This is a genomic window from Streptomyces sp. NPDC048185 (assembly GCF_043202495.1).
Lineage (GTDB): Bacteria > Actinomycetota > Actinomycetes > Streptomycetales > Streptomycetaceae > Streptomyces.
This window is the reverse complement of sequence record NZ_JBIDAN010000010.1, coordinates 173,374-190,311: the sequence shown is the minus strand read 5'-3', so window position 1 is coordinate 190,311 and position 16,938 is coordinate 173,374. Positions and strand designations below refer to the sequence as shown.

18 protein-coding genes are annotated in these 16,938 nt (G+C 71.3%); 8 read left to right on the top strand and 10 right to left on the bottom strand.

The genetic code is table 11. The annotated features are described in order from the left end of the window. Positions 1-14 precede the first annotated feature (14 nt). Complete coding sequence (locus ACGF3H_RS27180) at positions 15-467, top strand: hypothetical protein (RefSeq protein ID WP_362486790.1); 453 nt, start codon at positions 15-17, stop codon at positions 465-467. 21 nt (positions 468-488) lie between these two features. Here ACGF3H_RS27180 and ACGF3H_RS27175 read toward each other — a convergent pair whose 3' ends face one another. The 3 genes from ACGF3H_RS27175 to ACGF3H_RS27165 form a co-directional block, all read right to left on the bottom strand. Continuing rightward, positions 489-1,568, bottom strand: coding sequence for an RNA polymerase sigma factor SigF (locus ACGF3H_RS27175; RefSeq protein WP_393586426.1), 1,080 nt, complete (start codon positions 1,566-1,568; stop codon positions 489-491). A 17-nt stretch (positions 1,569-1,585) separates the two neighbouring features. Beyond that, positions 1,586-1,999 (bottom strand): anti-sigma regulatory factor, encoded by a 414-nt coding sequence (locus ACGF3H_RS27170; RefSeq protein WP_077796544.1) that lies wholly within the window; start codon positions 1,997-1,999, stop codon positions 1,586-1,588. 262 nt (positions 2,000-2,261) lie between these two features. Next, a complete protein-coding gene (locus tag ACGF3H_RS27165; protein ID WP_362486786.1) occupies positions 2,262-2,522 on the bottom strand; it encodes a UBP-type zinc finger domain-containing protein in 261 nt (86 codons plus the stop codon). A 61-nt stretch (positions 2,523-2,583) separates the two neighbouring features. Here ACGF3H_RS27165 and ACGF3H_RS27160 point away from each other — a divergent pair, with 61 nt between their 5' ends. Continuing rightward, entirely contained in the window at positions 2,584-4,179 is a 1,596-nt protein-coding gene (locus ACGF3H_RS27160) for a Na+/H+ antiporter (protein WP_362486784.1), read from the top strand. Between the two features lie 179 nt (positions 4,180-4,358). On the opposite strand, the gene ACGF3H_RS27155 is transcribed toward ACGF3H_RS27160, so the two are convergent. Next, positions 4,359-5,276: a pyridoxal-phosphate dependent enzyme gene (locus ACGF3H_RS27155; protein ID WP_362486782.1), complete on the bottom strand. Its 918-nt coding sequence runs from the start codon at positions 5,274-5,276 to the stop codon at positions 4,359-4,361. A 37-nt stretch (positions 5,277-5,313) separates the two neighbouring features. Then, positions 5,314-5,904: an N-acetylmuramoyl-L-alanine amidase gene (locus ACGF3H_RS27150; RefSeq protein WP_362486780.1), complete on the bottom strand. Its 591-nt coding sequence runs from the start codon at positions 5,902-5,904 to the stop codon at positions 5,314-5,316. Positions 5,905-6,210: 306 nt separating this feature from the next. On the opposite strand from ACGF3H_RS27150, the gene ACGF3H_RS27145 reads away from it, so the two are divergent. From ACGF3H_RS27145 to ACGF3H_RS27135, 3 genes are all read left to right on the top strand, one after another. Continuing rightward, a complete protein-coding gene (locus ACGF3H_RS27145) occupies positions 6,211-7,617 on the top strand; it encodes a family 2B encapsulin nanocompartment shell protein (RefSeq protein ID WP_362486779.1) in 1,407 nt (468 codons plus the stop codon). Between the two features lie 87 nt (positions 7,618-7,704). Further along, on the top strand, positions 7,705-8,847 hold the full coding sequence (locus tag ACGF3H_RS27140; protein ID WP_362486778.1) for a family 2 encapsulin nanocompartment cargo protein polyprenyl transferase: 1,143 nt from the start codon (positions 7,705-7,707) through the stop codon (positions 8,845-8,847). A gap of 224 nt (positions 8,848-9,071) precedes the next feature. Continuing rightward, the gene (locus tag ACGF3H_RS27135) at positions 9,072-9,674 is read left to right on the top strand and encodes a GNAT family N-acetyltransferase (RefSeq protein WP_362486776.1); all 603 of its coding nucleotides are present in this window, start codon (positions 9,072-9,074) and stop codon (positions 9,672-9,674) included. Between the two features lie 156 nt (positions 9,675-9,830). On the opposite strand, the gene sodN is transcribed toward ACGF3H_RS27135, so the two are convergent. Further along, complete coding sequence (gene sodN / locus ACGF3H_RS27130; RefSeq protein WP_064729779.1) at positions 9,831-10,226, bottom strand: superoxide dismutase, Ni; 396 nt, start codon at positions 10,224-10,226, stop codon at positions 9,831-9,833. Between the two features lie 145 nt (positions 10,227-10,371). On the opposite strand from sodN, the gene sodX reads away from it, so the two are divergent. Next, a complete protein-coding gene (gene sodX / locus ACGF3H_RS27125; protein ID WP_362486774.1) occupies positions 10,372-10,806 on the top strand; it encodes a nickel-type superoxide dismutase maturation protease in 435 nt (144 codons plus the stop codon). On the opposite strand, the gene ACGF3H_RS27120 is transcribed toward sodX, so the two are convergent. Continuing rightward, positions 10,710-11,339: a CGNR zinc finger domain-containing protein gene (locus ACGF3H_RS27120; RefSeq protein WP_362486772.1), complete on the bottom strand. Its 630-nt coding sequence runs from the start codon at positions 11,337-11,339 to the stop codon at positions 10,710-10,712. The genes sodX and ACGF3H_RS27120 overlap by 97 nt on opposite strands. Positions 11,340-11,440: 101 nt before the next feature. Between ACGF3H_RS27120 and ACGF3H_RS27115 the strand changes: the two genes are divergently transcribed. After that, positions 11,441-12,211 (top strand): class I SAM-dependent methyltransferase, encoded by a 771-nt coding sequence (locus tag ACGF3H_RS27115; protein ID WP_362486771.1) that lies wholly within the window; start codon positions 11,441-11,443, stop codon positions 12,209-12,211. 58 nt (positions 12,212-12,269) lie between these two features. On the opposite strand, the gene ACGF3H_RS27110 is transcribed toward ACGF3H_RS27115, so the two are convergent. From ACGF3H_RS27110 to ACGF3H_RS27100, 3 genes are read right to left on the bottom strand one after another with little or no spacing between them, the layout of a single operon-like run. After that, the gene (locus ACGF3H_RS27110; RefSeq protein WP_362486769.1) at positions 12,270-13,046 is read right to left on the bottom strand and encodes an amino acid ABC transporter ATP-binding protein; all 777 of its coding nucleotides are present in this window, start codon (positions 13,044-13,046) and stop codon (positions 12,270-12,272) included. Continuing rightward, positions 13,043-13,981 carry an amino acid ABC transporter permease gene (locus tag ACGF3H_RS27105; RefSeq protein WP_362486767.1) on the bottom strand — a complete coding sequence of 313 codons (939 nt, stop codon included), beginning with the start codon at positions 13,979-13,981 and terminating at the stop codon, positions 13,043-13,045. The genes ACGF3H_RS27110 and ACGF3H_RS27105 overlap by 4 nt, the downstream gene beginning before the upstream one ends. Before the next feature lie 37 nt (positions 13,982-14,018). Then, positions 14,019-14,984 (bottom strand): ABC transporter substrate-binding protein, encoded by a 966-nt coding sequence (locus ACGF3H_RS27100; RefSeq protein WP_362486766.1) that lies wholly within the window; start codon positions 14,982-14,984, stop codon positions 14,019-14,021. A 622-nt stretch (positions 14,985-15,606) separates the two neighbouring features. On the opposite strand from ACGF3H_RS27100, the gene ACGF3H_RS27095 reads away from it, so the two are divergent. Continuing rightward, positions 15,607-16,836, top strand: coding sequence for an NADP-dependent malic enzyme (locus ACGF3H_RS27095; protein WP_362486764.1), 1,230 nt, complete (start codon positions 15,607-15,609; stop codon positions 16,834-16,836). The last annotated feature ends 102 nt before the right edge of the window (positions 16,837-16,938 follow it).

The window sequence follows — 16,938 nt, the reverse complement described above, 5'->3', positions numbered from 1 at the left end:
GCTACCCTTCAGGGGTGAGCAGTGAGCAGAACCCCACCCCCGAAGCCGAAGCCGCCGAAGAGGCGGGCCCCCGTCCCGGCCGGCTGACCGTCGCGGCCGCGCTCGCCGCGCTGGAGGGGCTGGCGCTCGTCGTCGGCGGTGCCTGGATGCTCGTGGGAGGGCTCACCGGGCATCCCGACGACCGGACCTCGGCCGTCACCGGCGGCATCACCCTGATCGTCCTCGCCCTGCTGCCGCTGCTCGCCGCGCGCGGGCTGCTCGGCCGGCGCGGCTGGAGCCGGGGACCCGCCGTGATCACGCAGATCATGGCGCTGCCGGTCGCCTACAACCTCCTCCAGGCCGACAGCGTGGCCATCCCGGCGGGGATCGTGCTGGCCGTCGTGTCCGTCGCGGCGCTGGTCCTGCTGGTGAACCCCACGACGACCCGGGCCCTCGGCATCCGCGGACCCGGCCGCGCCGAGAAGTAGCCGCGCGACCGGCGCCGGCGGCTACTCCTCGACCAGCAGCTTCTCCCGGAGCTGCGCCAGCGTGCGCGCCAGCAGCCGCGACACGTGCATCTGGGAGATCCCGACCTCCTGCGCGATCTGCGACTGGGTCATGTTGCCGAAGAAGCGCAGCAGCAGGATCCGCTTCTCGCGGGGCGGCAGATCCTCCAGCAGCGGCTTGAGCGACTCCCGGTACTCGACGCCCTCCAGCGCCTCGTCCTCGGCGCCGAGAGTGTCCGCGACCGCCGGCGACTCGTCGTCGGTGTCCGGGACGTCCAGGGACAGCGTGGAGTACGCGTTGGCGGACTCCAGGCCCTCGAGGACCTCCTCCTCCGAGATCGACAGCTTCTCGGCGAGCTCGTGGACCGTGGGGGAGCGGCCGTGCAGCTGCGAGAGCTCCGCCGTGGCCGTCGTCAGGGCCAGCCGCAGCTCCTGGAGCCGGCGCGGGACGCGCACCGCCCAGCCCTTGTCGCGGAAGTGCCGCTTGATCTCGCCGACGACCGTCGGGGTCGCGTACGTGGAGAACTCCACCCCGCGGTCCGGGTCGAAACGGTCGACGGACTTGATCAGTCCGATGGTGGCGACCTGCGTGAGGTCGTCCAGCGGCTCGCCGCGGTTGCGGAAGCGGCGTGCGAGGTGCTCGACGAGCGGCAGGTGCATGCGGACCAGCCGGTTGCGCAGTTCCGCGTACTCGGGCGTGTCCTTCGTCAGCGTGCGCAGCTCGAGGAACAGGGCGCGCGCCCCGCTGCGGTCCTGCGGGTCGTGCCGCGTGCCCTGAGTGCCGCGCGCGCCCGGCGCCCGGTCGTGGGAGTGTCGCTCGTGCTCGCTCATCGTCCCGCCCGTCGCCCTTTCCCGAGCCCGCGCCTCCGCTCGGCCCGGCCGGGCGGGCGTGCCCCCGGTCCGCCCGGCCGCGGGCGCGCTCCGCACGGCACCGCCCCCGCTCCCCGGAGGGGCCTCGTCCTCCGGGTGCGGCCGGGCCTGCTCGGGAATGCCGTCGATGCCGTCCGCCATGCGCGGGGCCTCGTTCTCCGAACGTGCGCCCTCGGCCGACAGTCCTCGTGTACCGCGCTCTTCGTCCCGCACCGGCCCGTCCCCGTTCCTCACGTCGGCCCGGGTCCCGCGCCGCGCTGTTTGTAGAGGCTGATCGAAACGGTTTTGTCCTCGTCCACGGCGGAGGAGACCTTGCCCGCGAGAGCGGACAGGACGGTCCAGGCGAAGGTGTCCCGTGAGGGGGCGTGACCGTCCGTGGTCGGCGCCGAGACAGTGACTTCGAGCGAGTCGTCGACGAGGCGGAAGACACAACTGAGCACCGAGCCGGACACGGCCTGCTGCAGCAGGATCGCGCAGGCCTCGTCCACTGCGATGCGCAGGTCCTCGATCTCGTCGAGGGTGAAGTCCAAGCGGGCTGCGAGGCCGGCCGTCGCCGTACGCAGCACCGACAGGTAGGCACCCGCGGCCGGCAGCCGGACTTCCACGAAGTCCTGGGTCGCGGGCTCGCCTGCGATCTGGGACACCCTCACCTCCAAGGTGGTACAAGCGTTACAGGGCCGAGGGTCGCCCCTCGGGGTAACGCGACACGTGGTTCAGCGGTGACGTTATCGCGCTCCGAACTTTCCTGTCCCCGAGACCCCAACCCCTTGCTGTCACTCATAGTAAACACATGAACACGCACAGTGGCTAGGGGTTCGACGGGCTCAAATCGGGAGAGCGCGCGCCGGGTTGACGTACCCAGGCGTCGGACGGTCGAACCGTCCCCCCGGTGCCGTCGTACGGGGGTCACACGAGCACGTGGTCGACGAAGCACCAGCGCCACGTCTCCCCGGGCTCGTAGGTCCGCATGACGGGGTGGCCGGTCTCCTTGTGGTGCGCCGTCGCGTGCTGCCTCGGCGAGGAGTCGCAGCAGCCGACGTGGCCGCAGGTGAGACACAGCCTCAGCTGCACCGGATCCGTCCCCTCGGCCAGACATTCCGGGCAGGTGTCTCCCAGCGGCCTCGGCTCCGGGTGCGGCAGCGCGTCGGCGTGCGTGCACTGTTTCATGATTGCCAGGTTACGACGGGCGTGCGGGTGACCGCGCGGAGAAAAGGGTGGGGCGAGGACCATGGACGTGATGCCGCTGCTGTTGCTGGTGGCGGGCAGTGCCGCGATCGCCGCGGCGGGCCGGCGCATCCCGGTGCCGGTACCGCTGCTGCTGGTCGCGGCGGGTCTGGCGGTCAGCTACGTGCCCGGGGTGCCCGACTACACCCTGGACCCGCACATCGTCCTGCCGCTGCTGCTGCCCCCGCTGCTGTACACGGCCGCCACCGACAGCTCCTACCTCGACCTGCGGGCCCAGCTGCGGCCGGTGGCGCTGCTGTCCGTCGGGTACGTGCTCTTCGCGACCTTCGTGGTCGGCTGCGCGGCCTATCTGATCGTGCCGGGGCTGCCGCTGACCGCCGCGCTGGTGCTCGGCGCGGTGGTGGCCCCGCCGGACGCGGTCGCGGCCACGGCGGTCGCTCGCCGGGTGGGGCTGCCGTCCCGGATCACCACCATCCTGCAGGGCGAGTCCCTGGTGAACGACGCCACCGCGATCACCGCGTACAAGGTGGCCCTCGCGGCGGCGGTCGGCGAGGGCGCCACCTGGGCCGGCGGGATCGGCGAGTTCCTGATCGCCGCGGTCGGCGGTGTCGGCGTCGGGCTGGTGCTGATGGTGCCCATCCACTGGCTGCGCACGCACGTGCAGGAGGCGTTGCTGCAGAACACGCTCTCCCTGCTGATCCCGTTCGTCGCGTACGCCGCCGCCGAGCAGGTGCACGCCTCCGGAGTGCTGGCGGTGGTGGTCGTCGCGCTCTACCTCGGCCACCGCGCGTGGGAGGTCGACTTCGCCACCCGGCTCCAGGAGGAGGCGGTGTGGAAGATGGTGGCCTTCGTCCTGGAGTCGGCCGTGTTCGCCCTGATCGGTCTCCAGCTGCCCGTGGTACTCAAGGGCCTCGGCGCGTACGAGGGTGCCGAGGCCGCCTGGTACGCGATCGCCGTGTTCCTGGTCGTCGCCGCGGCCCGCTTCGTGTGGGTGTACCCGGCGACCCTCCTGCCGCGGATGCTGTCGGCACGCATCCGCGCGCGCGAGGAGGACCCCGGCTGGAGGGGGCCGTTCGTCATCGGCTGGGCCGGGATGCGGGGCGTGGTCTCGCTGGCCATCGCCTTCTCCATCCCGCTCACCGTGCACGGCGGCGGGCCCTTCCCCGAGCGCAACCTCATCCTGTTCCTGACCTTCACCACGGTCATCGGCACCCTGGTCGTGCAGGGCGTGACCCTGCCGCCCCTGATCCGCCTGCTGAAGTTCCCGGCGCACGACGTGCAGGCCGAGACGCTCGCGGAGGCCAACGCCCAGGCGCAGGCCTCCCGGGCCGCCGAACAGCGCCTGGACGACCTGCTCACCGACGAGCGCAACGCCCTGCCGGCGCCCCTCGCCGACCGCTTGCGCACGGTGCTGGAGCGCCGCCGCAACGCCGTCTGGGAACGCCTCGGGCAGGCCAATCCCGTCACCGGCGAGACCGTCGACGACACCTACCGGCGACTGTCCCGGGAGATGATCAGCGCGGAGCGCGAGGTGTTCGTCCGGTTGCGGGACGGCCGGTACATCGACGACGAGATGCTCCGGACGCTGCTGCGCCGCCTGGACCTGGAGGAGGCGGCGGCGTACCGGGAGACCGCGTAGGGCCGTCCGGCGGACAGGACGCAGGGGAGGCGCGGCACCGGACCGGTGCCGGTGGGCGGGGCGGCGCGGGCGACCGACGGCCACGCCGCCGGGGGCGGCGCCCATGCCCTTCGGCAGGGCGAGGGCGTGCCGGACCGCGCGTCCGTGGAGTGATCCGCCGGACGGGCGCCGGGCCGGTCTCAGGGGAAGGGGCGGCCGGTGATGACCGCCGCGAGGGTCGTGCCCCGCGGGAAGGCGCCCTCCTCGGCCAGCGTCAGCAGGCCGTGGAGCATCTTGGCGACGTAGACGCGCTCGACGGGCAGTCCGTGACGTCGCTCGAAGTCCGCGGCGAAGGAGTCGAGCTCGGGGGAGACGCGGGCGTAGCCGCCGCCGTGGAAGCGGTCGTCGAGGCTCCAGGTGCCGCGCGGTCCGCCGAAGGCCCTCTGCTGGAGCCGTCGTATCTCGTCGGCCAGGAAGCCGCCCTTGAGCACGGGGATCCCCAGTGCCCGCCGGCCCCGGGGGAGTCCGGCGGCCAGCCCGGCGAGCGTGCCGCCGGTGCCGCAGGCGAGCGCGACGACATCGGCGTGCTCCGCCAGCTCCTCGCCGAGGGCCCGGCAGCCGCGGACGGCCGCGGCGTTGCTGCCGCCCTCGGGGACGACGACCGCGTCCTCGGCGCCGGCAGCCCGCAGCAGGGCCGCCAGGGTCCCGGGATCGGCCTTGCGGCGGTACGCCGAGCGGTCGGTGAAGTGCAGCCGCATGCCGTCGGCCACGCACCGGGCCAGGGACGGGTTCAGCGGCCGCCCGGCCAGCTCCTGGCCGCGCACCACGCCGACCGTGGACAGGCCGAGCAGCCGTCCGGCGGCGGCCGTGGCCCGCAGGTGATTGGAGTAGGCGCCCCCGAAGGTGACGACGGTACGGCCGTGCGCCGTGGCGAGATTCGGTGCGAGTTTGCGCCATTTGTTGCCGACCAGGTCCGGATGGATCAGATCGTCGCGCTTCAGCAGCAGCCGTACCCCGCGCCGCTCGAACCGCTCGTCCACGGCCTCCTGCACCGGCGAGGGCAGCCGGGGGCGCAGGGCGGCGAGATCGGCGGAGTCGGAGGGTCCGGTGCTGGTCACCCCGCCATTGTCACGCCGCTCGGCGCGCGGCGTCCGGTCACTTCAGCCGGTCCCGGATCCGCGCCCGCATCGACGCCATCGTGAACCCCCGCGGGTCCACCTTCCCGGGCTGCCATTCGAGGTGGCCGATGACGGAACGTTCCGTCCAGCCGTGGTGGCGGCAGACGGCGGCGGCGACCCGCTCGATCGCCTCCAGCTGCGCGGCCGGCCAGGGGTCCTCGCCGTTGCCGAGGTTCTCGCACTCGAAGCCGTAGAAGTGCCGGTTGCCGTCGGTGTTCGCCTCGTTGTCCCGGGGCAGCGCCTTCTCCGCGACGACCGCGCGCAGGACCTCGTCGTCGCCGAGTCCCGCGTGGTTGGCCCGGCCGTAGCCGACCAGGTGGACCTTGCCGTCCTTGGTGACGACGCCGTGGCACAGCGGGCCCGGCAGGCCCTCGTAGCCCTTGCGGCAGATGTCCACGGTCCGCGCGCTGCCCTTGGTGACCGTGTGGTGGATCATCACGCCGTGGACGGGGCCCCACGGACCCTTGTGGTTGCGGTTGTGGTGCCGCCAGTCGCCGACCTCGACGACGGTGAGACCCTCGGCCTTCAGGGCCTTGAGGAAACTGCCCGCGGACATGGGTGAGGCCATGACCGACTCCTTCACGCTGCGCGACGACCGCCGGGCGCGACCGCCTCGTACGGTGCTTGTACCGAAACGGAGCTGTCCCTATGACTTGTTCGGGCCGTGTGCGAGCCGATCCGGACATCCTCCGCCCCGGCACGGCGGCGGGGTCCTGCTTCGCGCGGCGGTGCGAACCCCTCTCCCTGCCCCGGCGGACGGTGATCCATTCCCGCTCTTTCGGGTAATAGCACCGGCACGTTGCGTGAGGAAGGCTGGTCCGCGCACATCGATGCCGGACGCAGGCGTCCGGCATGACCGGGAGGGCAATTCCTTATGTCGGTAGGCGAAGAGGTCCGCACCGAGCAGACCAGGCCGCAGCAGAGCCTCGGCACGGCGGCCGCGCGGAACCTGGCCACCACGACCAAGTCCGTACCTCAGATGCAGGAGATCAGCTCGCGCTGGCTGCTGCGCACGCTCCCGTGGGTGGACATCCAGGGCGGCACGTACCGGGTGAACCGGCGCATGACCTTCGCCGTCGGCGACGGCCGGGTGACGTTCGTGAAGACCGGCGACCGCGTCGAGGTGATCCCCGCGGAGCTGGGCGAGCTGCCGGCCCTGCGCTCCTACGAGGACGAGGAGGTCCTGTCGGAACTCGCCCAGCGCTGCGAGCAGCGGGAGTTCGGCCCGGGCGAGGTGATCGCCTCGTTCGGCGGTCAGGCCGACGAGGTCTACCTGCTGGCGCACGGCAAGGTCGAGAAGATCGGCACCGGCCCGTACGGTGACGACGCGGTGCTCGGAGTCCTCGCCGACGGCGCCTACTTCGGCGACCAGGCGCTGCTCGACGGGGACGCCATCTGGGAGTACACCGCCCGCACGGTCACCGCCTGCACGGTCCTCGTCCTGCCCCGCCGGCAGGTGGAGCAGCTCGCGGAGCGCTCGGACACCCTGCGCGAGCACCTCCAGCGGCAGCGCTCGATCCCCGAGCAGCGGACCAACAAGCACGGCGAGAAGGCCATCGACCTCGCCGCCGGCCACAGCGGCGAGCCGGACATCCCGCACACCTTCGTCGACTACGAGGCGCGGCCCCGTGAGTACGAGCTGAGCGTCGCCCAGACCGTGCTGCGCATCCACTCGCGCGTCGCCGACCTCTACAACCAGCCGATGAACCAGACGGAGCAGCAGGTCCGGCTGACGGTCGAGGCGCTGAAGGAGCGCCAGGAGCACGAGCTGATCAACAACCGCGAGTTCGGGCTGCTGCACAACTGCGAGTACGACCAGCGGATCCAGCCGCACGACGGCGTGCCCGGCCCGGACGACCTGGACGAGCTGCTCAGCCGCCGGCGCGGCACCAAGCTGCTCCTCGCCCACCCGCGGGCGATCGCCGCCATCGGACGCGAGCTCAACAAGCGCGGACTGGTCCCCGAGACGATCGACATCGCCGGCAACCGCATCCCGACCTGGCGCGGCGTCCCCATCTACCCCTGCAACAAGATCCCGGTCAGCGAGGCCCGCACGACCTCGATCATCGCGATGCGTACGGGCGAGGCGGACCAGGGCGTCATCGGACTGCGGGCCACCGGCATCCCGGACGAGATCGAGCCGAGTCTGTCGGTGCGGTTCATGGGCATCAACGAACAGGCCGTCATCAAGTACCTGGTCACGGCCTACTACTCGGCCGCGGTCCTCGTGCCCGACGCACTCGGCGTCCTGGAGAACGTCGAGATCGGCCGCTGGCGGTGACGCCAGTCTCCCGAACGCCGTGTTCCCGCCCGCCCGGGCGGGTACACCCCGGGGGTACGGAGGCGGACGCATGGGGGAGGTGAGCCGATGACGGAAGCCGGGCAGGGCGCCGCCGAGGCGCCCCACCCCACCGGAACCCTGGAACGGCACGGGACCATCGGGGGGCAGCGCGACAGGGAGCCCGGGGTGGCGCCCGTGTCCGACGGGCAGGAGGCGGCGGAACTCCTGCACCGGTCCCGGGCCTCGGTCGATCCCGAACTGCGCTCCGCCATGGCGACGCTCCCCGACGCCATGCGCCGGGTCGCGCTCTACCACTTCGGCTGGCAGCACGCGGACGGCACGCCCGCCTCCGCGAACGCGGGCAAGGCGATCCGCCCCGCCCTCGTTCTCACCTCGGCCGCCGCGCTCGGCGGGGCCGGGGCCCGGGCGGCGGCGGTACGGGCGGCCGCGGCGGTGGAGCTGGTCCACAACTTCACGTTGCTGCACGACGACGTGATGGACCGCGACGCCACGCGCCGTCACCGGCCGACCGCCTGGGCCGTGTTCGGCCAAGCGGACGCGATCCTCGCGGGGGACGCCCTGCAGGCGCTGGCCCTGCGGCTGCTCGCGACGGACCCGCATCCGGCGTCCGCCGCGGCGGCCGTCCGGCTGGCGGACTGCGTCATCGAGCTGTGCGAGGGGCAGCAGGTGGACACCGCCATGGAGCGGCGCGCCCCCGGCGAGGTCACCCTCGGTGAGACCCTGGCGATGGCCGAGGCGAAGACCGGTGCGCTGCTGGGGTGCGCCTGTGCCATCGGCGGGCTGTACGCCGGGGCGGCCGACGAGGACGTCCGGGCGCTGGACGCCTTCGGCCGCGAGGCCGGTCTGGCCTTCCAGCTCATCGACGACGTCATCGGCATATGGGGCGACCCGGGCCACACCGGGAAACCGGCCGGCGCGGACCTGGCCGCCCGCAAGAAGTCGCTGCCGGTGGTCGCGGCTCTCGCGGCCGGCACCCCGGAGGCCGCCGCGCTCGCCGAGCTGTACGCGGCGCCGTACACGGAGGACGAGGAGGACCTGGAGCGCACGGCAGTGGCCGTGGAGCGGGCGGGCGGCCGGGACTGGGCACAGGCCCAGGCGGCCGACCGGATGGCGCGGGCCATGCAGGAGCTCGCCCGCGCGGTTCCCGAGCCGGAGGCGGCGGGCGGCCTGCTCGCCCTGGCCGAGTTCGTGACCCGGCGCAGCACCTGACGGCCACGGCCGCGCAAGACCCCGGAGCCCGTACAGGGCCGTTCGGCACCTGACCGCCGTACGACCGCACCGCCCAGGGCTCCGGTACGGCGGGTCCCGCACTTCCCCACGGTGTGCGGGGCCCGCCACCCCGCCGGGAACACCGTTCACGCCCCGCCGGTGCCTGCCGATAGGCTCAACCGCCGTACGGACGGGCGCTGTTGAGGTGGAAGGGCGGGTTGGGCATGGGTGTGGCGATCCGGACGGCGGTGGAGCACGACCGGGACCTGGTCGTGCGGCTGCTGGACGAGGCGTTCCAGGACGATCCGGTGAGCCGCTGGGTCTTCCCCGGCGACGAGTACCGCCGCGGGACCCACCACCGGCTCATGGCCGCCTTCACCGACGCCGTGCTCGCGGACGGGTGGATCGACATCACCGAGGACGGCGCGGCCTGCGCGCTGTGGCTGTCCGTGCCGGAGGACGCGCACGACGACGCGCACGACGGGGGCGCCGACGGGCCCGCCCAGGTGCGCGCGGCGGTGGACCCGGACAACGAGCGCGTCGAGCGGATCGCCAGGCTGACGGAGGACATCCACCCCGCCGGACGTGCCCACGCGTACCTGTGGATGATCGGTGTGGCCCCGGGACGGCAGGGCGAGGGCCTGGGCACCGCGCTCGTCGAGTCGGTCCTCGACCGCTGCGACCGCGAGAGACTGCCGGCCTATCTGGAGGCGAGCAGCGCCCGCAGCCGGGGGCTGTACGAACGCCTCGGCTTCGAGTTCACCGGCCGCGCCCTGGACCTGCCGGACGGCCCCCGGATGTGGCCCATGTGGCGCGAGCCGCACTAGAACCTGTCGTTCGGATCATGCCGGCGTCGCGGGGCCTCGCCACCCGCGACCCACGCACGAGGGGCCCGGCCGCGCGGTGCGGCCGGGCCCCTCGAAGGGTGTCCGTCCGCCTGCGATGGTGCACCGATCGCGGGCGTGCGGAGTGACTGGCCCGGGTCAGGCCTTCTTGGTCTCCCAGAAGATCTTGTCGATCTGGGCGATGTAGTCCAGCGCCTTCTGGCCGGTGGCCGGGTCGGTCGATCCCTTGGCGGCCGACAGGGCCTTCAGGGTGTCGTTGACCAGCTGGTGCAGCTCCGGGTACTTCTCGAAGTGCGGGGGCTTGAAGTAGTCGCTCCACAGCACGGAGACGTGGTGCTTCGCGAGCTCGGCGCGCTGCTCCTTGATGACCGTGGCGCGCGCCTGGAAGTGCGGGTCGTCGTTGCCGGCCATCTTCTCCTGGACGGCCTTCACCGACTCCGCCTCGATGCGGGCCTGGGCCGGGTCGTACACGCCGCAGGGCAGGTCGCAGTGGGCGCTGACCGTGACCTTGGGGGCAAACAGGCGGGAAAGCATGGAGCGTTCCTTCCTCGTGATCGTCTTCTCAGGGGGGACATTACTCCCTGGGAGACCCGATTTCGCGAGTGCCCCCGTGGGCTTAGGACAAAAGTCCGGGGTGAGACTGAGACTGGTGGAGGAAAGACCGGGGAGGTGCCGGGTGATGCCGGAGCTGTCGCAGGAGACCGGACGGGCGAGAGGGCCGCTGCCGTTCGGGCCGGCCGAGGTGACCGGGCCGTCGATGGTGCCCACGCTGCACCACGGGGACCTGCTGCTCGTGCACTGGGGGGCCAGGATCAGGCCCGGTGACGTGGTCGTGCTGCGGCATCCCTTCCAGCAGGACCTGCTGGTCGTCAAGCGGGCGGCGGAGCGGCGCGGGGCGGGTTGGTGGGTGCTCGGGGACAACGCCTTCGCCGGCGGCGACAGCACCGACTACGGGACGGTCCCCGAGGACCTCGTGCTGGGCAGGGTGCGCTTCCGGTACCGGCCGCGCAGGCCCGGTCAGCGCTCGCCGCTCGCCGTGGCCCGCTGGGCCGTCTCAGCGCTCAGGCCGGTGCTGTCCGACCGGTCCGCCTCCAGGCGCTTGCGGGCGCGGTAGGCCGCCACGTTGGCGCGGGTGGCGCAGCGGTCGGAGCAGTAGCGCCGGGAGCGGTTGGTGGAGGTGTCCAGGTAGGCGTTGCGGCAGGGGGACGCCTCGCACAGGCCGAGGCGGTCCACGCCGTACTCGGTGAGGTGGAAGGCCAGGCCCATGGCGGCGATGGCGGCGAAACCGGCGGTCGCGTTGGACGGGTGGTCCGCCAGGTGCATGTGCCACAGGGGGCGGCCGTCGTCGTCGCGGTGGTCGTGGCCGGAGATCTGGGGGCTCACCGGGAACTCCAGGAGCAGGGAGTTGAGGAGGTCCACGGCGAGCGTCTCGTCGCCCTCGTCGGCCGCCTCGAAGACCGCCCGCAGCCGCCCCCGGACCGAGCGGAACCGGGTCACGTCCGAGTCCGTGGCCCGCCGGGCCGCCGACTGGTTGGCGCCGAAGAGTTCGCGGACGGCCTCGACCGAGGTCAGGGAGTCCTGCCCCCGGGCCGGTTCCTCGGTGTTGACGAGGCGTACGGCGTAATCCGAGTAATAGGCCAGTTCCACTTGTAGTCCTTACGAAGGGGCTCTATGGTCGTGCCTGCGGTCAGGTAACAGCTGATCGTGCCTACAGGGTATTACGTATGCCGACGTGACGGAGGGGCTCGATGACGGACGCGGAGATCACCACGACCGGTGCGGACTGGAACGCGTGGCAGGCGAGCTGGGACCGGCAGCAGGAGTGGTACATGCCGGACCGCGAGGAACGCTTCCGGATCATGCTCGACATGGTCGAGGCCCTGACCGGCCCCGCACCGCGCGTGCTCGACCTCGCCTGCGGCACCGGCACCATCACCGCCCGGCTGCTCGCCCGGTTCCCGGACGCCGTCAGCACCGGCGTGGACCTCGACCCCGCGCTCCTCGCCATCGCCGAGGGCACCTTCGCGGGTGACGACCGGGTCTCCTTCGTCACCGCGGACCTCAAGGACCCCGACTGGCCGGCGAAGCTCCCGTACGACTCCTACGACGCCGTCCTGACCGCGACGGCCCTGCACTGGTTCCACGCCGAACCCCTCGCCGCCCTCTACGGTCGGGTCGCGGAGCTGGTCCGCGACGGCGGTGTCTTCATGAACGCGGACCACATGATCGACGAGACCACGCCGCGGATCAACGCGGCCGAGCGCGCGCAGCGGCACGCCCGCATGGAGGAGGCCAAGCGGGAAGGTGCCCTCGACTGGTCCGAATGGTGGCAGCTCGCCGCCAAGGACCCCGTCCTCGCCGAGCCCACGGCCCGACGCTTCGAGATCTACGGCGAGCACGCCGACGGCGAGATGCCCTCGGCCGGATGGCACGCGCGCGTGCTGCGCGAGAAGGGCTTCGGCGAGGTGCGGCCGGTGTGGTGCTCGCCGTCGGACACGCTGCTGCTGGCGCTGAAGTAGGACCGCACGACGAGGGGCGGTACGGATCTCCGTACCGCCCCTCGGCGTGTGCGTGTGATCAGAGCACCTTGGACAGGAACGACTTCGTCCGCTCGTGCTGCGGGTCGGTCAGCACGTCGCGCGGGTTGCCCGACTCGACCACCACGCCGCCGTCCATGAAGACCAGGCTGTCGCCCACCTCGCGGGCGAAGCCCATCTCGTGGGTGACCACGACCATCGTCATGCCGGACTCGGCCAGGTCGCGCATGACGTCCAGGACGTCACCGACCAGCTCCGGGTCCAGGGCCGAGGTCGGCTCGTCGAACAGCATCAGCTTCGGGTCCATCGCGAGGGCCCGGGCGATCGCCACCCGCTGCTGCTGGCCGCCGGAGAGCTGCGAGGGGTAGTTGCCGGACTTGTCGCCCAGGCCCACGCGCTCCAGCAGCTGCATGGCGCGCTCCCTGGCCTGCGCCCTGCTGACGCCCTTGACCTGGACCGGCGCCTCCATGACGTTCTCCACGGCCGTCATGTGCGGGAACAGGTTGAAGCGCTGGAAGACCATGCCGATGTCCCGGCGCTTGAGGGCGACCTCGCTGTCCTTGAGCTCGTAGAGCTTGTCGCCCTTCTGGCGGTAGCCGACCAAGTCCCCGTCGACGTACAGCCGTCCGGCGTTGATCTTCTCCAGGTGGTTGATGCACCGCAGGAAGGTCGACTTGCCGGAGCCGGAGGGGCCGATGAGGCAGAACACCTCGCCCTGCTTCACCTCCAGGTCGATGCCCTTGAGGACCTCGACCGCGCCGAAGGACTTGTGCACGCCCTCGGCCTTGACCATGGCGTGGGAGGAGGACTGCTTCATGCCGCGGCTCCCTTCGGACGGCGCGTGGGCAGAACCGCGGCCTTGAAGCGCTGCAACGGCGTCGGCGGCAGGGACCGGCTCGATCCGCGGGCGTAGTAGCGCTCGACGTAGTACTGCCCGACGCTCAGGATCGAGGTCATGATCAGGTACCAGGCGGCGGCCAGGAAGTACATCTCGACCGTGGAGCCCGCGTTCTGGCCGATGTCCTGGGCCTGCTTGAACAGGTCGTAGAACTGCACCGCCGAGACGAGCGAGGTCGTCTTCAGCATGTTGATGACCTCGTTGCCCGTGGGCGGCACGATGACCCGCATCGCCTGCGGGATCACGATCCGGCGGAGCGTCTTCGGGTGGCTCATGCCCAGGGCGTGCGACGCCTCGGTCTGCCCCTCGTCGACCGAGAGCAGACCGGCGCGGCAGATCTCGGCCATGTAGGCGGCCTCGTTGAGACCCAGGCCGAGCAACGCCGTCAGCAGCGGCGTCATGAAGGACGACCAGTAGTCCTTGTAGATCGGACCCAGGTTGATGTACTCGAAGACCAGGCCCAGGTTGAACCAGACGAAGAGCTGGACCAGGACCGGGGTGCCGCGGAAGAACCAGATGTAGAACCACGCCACCGACGAGGTCACCGGGTTCTTCGACAGCCTCATCACGGCGAGCAGGATGCCGCCGGCGATGCCGATCACCATCGAGAGCACCGTGAGGACCAGGGTGTTCCAGACGCCGTCGAGGATGCGGTCGTCGAAGAAGTAGTCGGGGATCGCTCCCCAGTTGATCTTGCCTTGCGCGAAGGCGTAGACGACCGCGCCCAGGAGGGCGAGCGCGACGACCGCGGACACGTACCGTCCCGGGTGCCGGACCGGAATGGCCTTGATGGCCTCCGGCCCGGCGGGGGGCATCGCGTCGGGACCGGTCGTCTTGTTGACGTCAACAGTCACGGATGGAGCCTTTCAGAGCCGCGTCGAACGGGACGGTTCAGGAGCCGCCGTTGATCTTGGCCTCGGTGACCGCGCCGTCCGCGACACCCCACTTCTCGACGATCTTCTTGTACTCGCCGCTGTCGATGACGGCCTGCACGGCCGCCTGCAGCGCGTCGCGCAGCTGGGTGTTGTCCTTGGCGACGGCGATGCCGTAGGGGCCCGCCTCGACCTGGTCGCCGACGATCTCGAAGTAGTTGCCGCCGCCGGAGTTCTTCACGGAGTACGCGGCGATCGGGAAGTCGGCGGAGACGACGTTCGCGCCCTTGGAGCGCATCCGGGTCTCGGCCTCGGGGTTGGTCGCGAAGTCCTCGATCTTCAGCGTCTTCTTGCCGGCCTTCTCGCACTTCTGCGCCTGTTCCTTGGCCAGGTCGTGGGAGAAGGTGTTGCGCTGGACGGCCATGGTCTTGCCGCACAGGTCGTCCCAGGTCTTGATGCCCTGGTCGTCGCCCTTGTTGGTGTAGAGCGAGACGCCCGCGGTGAAGTAGTCGACGAAGTCGACGCCGGCGCCGACCTTCTTGCCGGTGTCGCCGTCGATGCCCTCCTGCCGGTCCTTGGTGTCGGTCATGGCCGACATGGCGATGTCGTAGCGCTTGGAGGCGAGACCGCCGACGAGGGTGTCGAACGTGGCGTTCTGGAACTCGAACTTCACGCCGAGCTGCTTGCCCAGGGCCGCCGCGAGGTCCGGGTCGATGCCGGCCGTCTTGCCGGAGTCGTCCTTGAACTCGACCGGAGCGTAGGCGATGTCGGATCCGACCTTGATGACGCCCTTGTCACGTATCGCCTGCGGCAGCTTTTCGGCCAGCGGGGCTCCCGAGGTGGCCCCGCTGTCGCCGCCGCCGTCGTTCTTCTTGGTCTGGTCGCCGCATCCGGTGAGCAGCAGAGCGCCTGCGACCGCGATCGCACCGACCGCTGCTAGCCGGGACTGCGCGGCGGTCGGACGACGGGTGGAGCTTGCGGTCATGGTGGTTCCTCCGGCGGATGATGGAGTTGCCGATGGGACGGGACGCCGGCCGGGGGACCGACAGGCGCGGTGGGTCGACGAGGGCACACACCTTCGAGTGCCGCGACCTCGTGTGATTACGGCATCTTGCCATTCGGACTCGGCCATTCAGGGGAGCCGTCATGTCAAAATCGGATAACGGGTGACCCCCCGAACCGCACCAGGTCGGTACATCACGACCCAACCTTTGCGGGAATCAGTCCTTCCGGCCGAAAGATCTTCGGTATTTCCCGTCATGCGGACGTGGTTCGTCGGGCGCGCGTGCCCGTGGAAGTGCGGTTCTCCGTGGCTGTCAAGAGGTGCCGAGAAGTTGACCGGATAACCGGCTATGAGTCATGTCACCGACATGCGACGTGCGGCGTCCGACATGTGAGCTTGCACTTATCGGACTCGTCGCGGAAGCGGTCCGTCGGGTAAGAAGGTTCTTTACACCCCTCATCAGGGGCTCAGGGCGCGTGTGCGGCGCGCCCGTCGCGCAGGGGCCCATGCGCATCAACGTGCCATGTCCCTGGGCGGTGCCCGCCCACCCCTCACCAGGAGTGGACAAACCCTCAAACCATGAACACTTAAGGGGTAAGACAAAGTGGCAGCGGAGATCGTCAATCCTCGCAGCGACAGCGACGTCAGTGCGGAGCAGGAGGCCGGGGCGGAGCCCCTCGACTCCTTCGACCCGGCGTTCGCGCTGCACCGCGGCGGCAAGATGGCTGTGCAGGCCACCGTGCCGGTCCGCGACAAGGACGACCTGTCCCTGGCGTACACGCCCGGCGTCGCGAAAGTGTGCAGCGCGATCGCCGAGCAGCCCGACCTCGTGCACGACTACACGTGGAAGTCGTCGGTCGTGGCGGTCGTGACGGACGGTACGGCGGTTCTGGGACTCGGGGACATCGGTCCCGAGGCCTCTCTTCCGGTGATGGAAGGGAAGGCGATCCTTTTCAAGCAGTTCGGCGGTGTGGACGCGGTCCCGATCGCGCTCGACTGCACGGACGCCGACGAGATCGTCGAGACGGTGGTGCGCCTCGCGCCCTCGTTCGGCGGAGTCAACCTGGAGGACATCTCGGCACCGCGGTGCTTCGAGATCGAGCGCAAGCTCCAGGAGCGGCTGGACATCCCGATCTTCCACGACGACCAGCACGGCACGGCGGTCGTGACGCTGGCCGCGCTGCGCAACGCGGCGCGGCTGAGCGGGCGGGCGCTGGGTGAGCTGCGGGCGGTGATCTCGGGCGCGGGCGCGGCCGGTGTCGCCATCGCCAAGATGCTGGTCGAGGCCGGCATCGGGGACGTCGCGGTCGCCGACCGCAAGGGCGTCGTCTCGGCCGACCGTGACGACCTGACGCCGGTCAAGCAGGAGCTGGCCTCCTTCACCAACAAGGCCGGGCTGTCCGGCCCGCTGGAGGCGGCCCTCGCGGGCGCCGACGTCTTCATCGGCGTCTCCGGCGGTACGGTGCCGGAGCCGGCGGTGGCCTCGATGGCCGAGGGCGCGTTCGTCTTCGCCATGGCCAACCCGAACCCCGAGGTGCACCCGGAGGTCGCGCACAAGTACGCGGCGGTCGTGGCGACGGGGCGGTCGGACTTCCCGAACCAGATCAACAACGTGCTGGCGTTCCCCGGCATCTTCGCGGGCGCGCTGCAGGTGCGGGCGTCGCGGATCACCGAGGGCATGAAGCTCGCGGCGGCGGAGGCGCTGGCCTCCGTCGTGGGCGACGACCTCGCGGCGGACTACGTCATCCCGTCCCCGTTCGACGAGCGCGTCGCGCCGGCCGTCACGGCGGCGGTGGCTGCGGCGGCTCGGGCGGAGGGGGTTGCGCGCCGGTGACGGTGTGACCCTTTGCGTGTGAACGGCCTCGTCCTGGTGGACGGGGCCGTTCGCCTTGGGTGGGACCGGGGTGGGCTGGGCCGGGGTTCGGGTCGTCGGGGT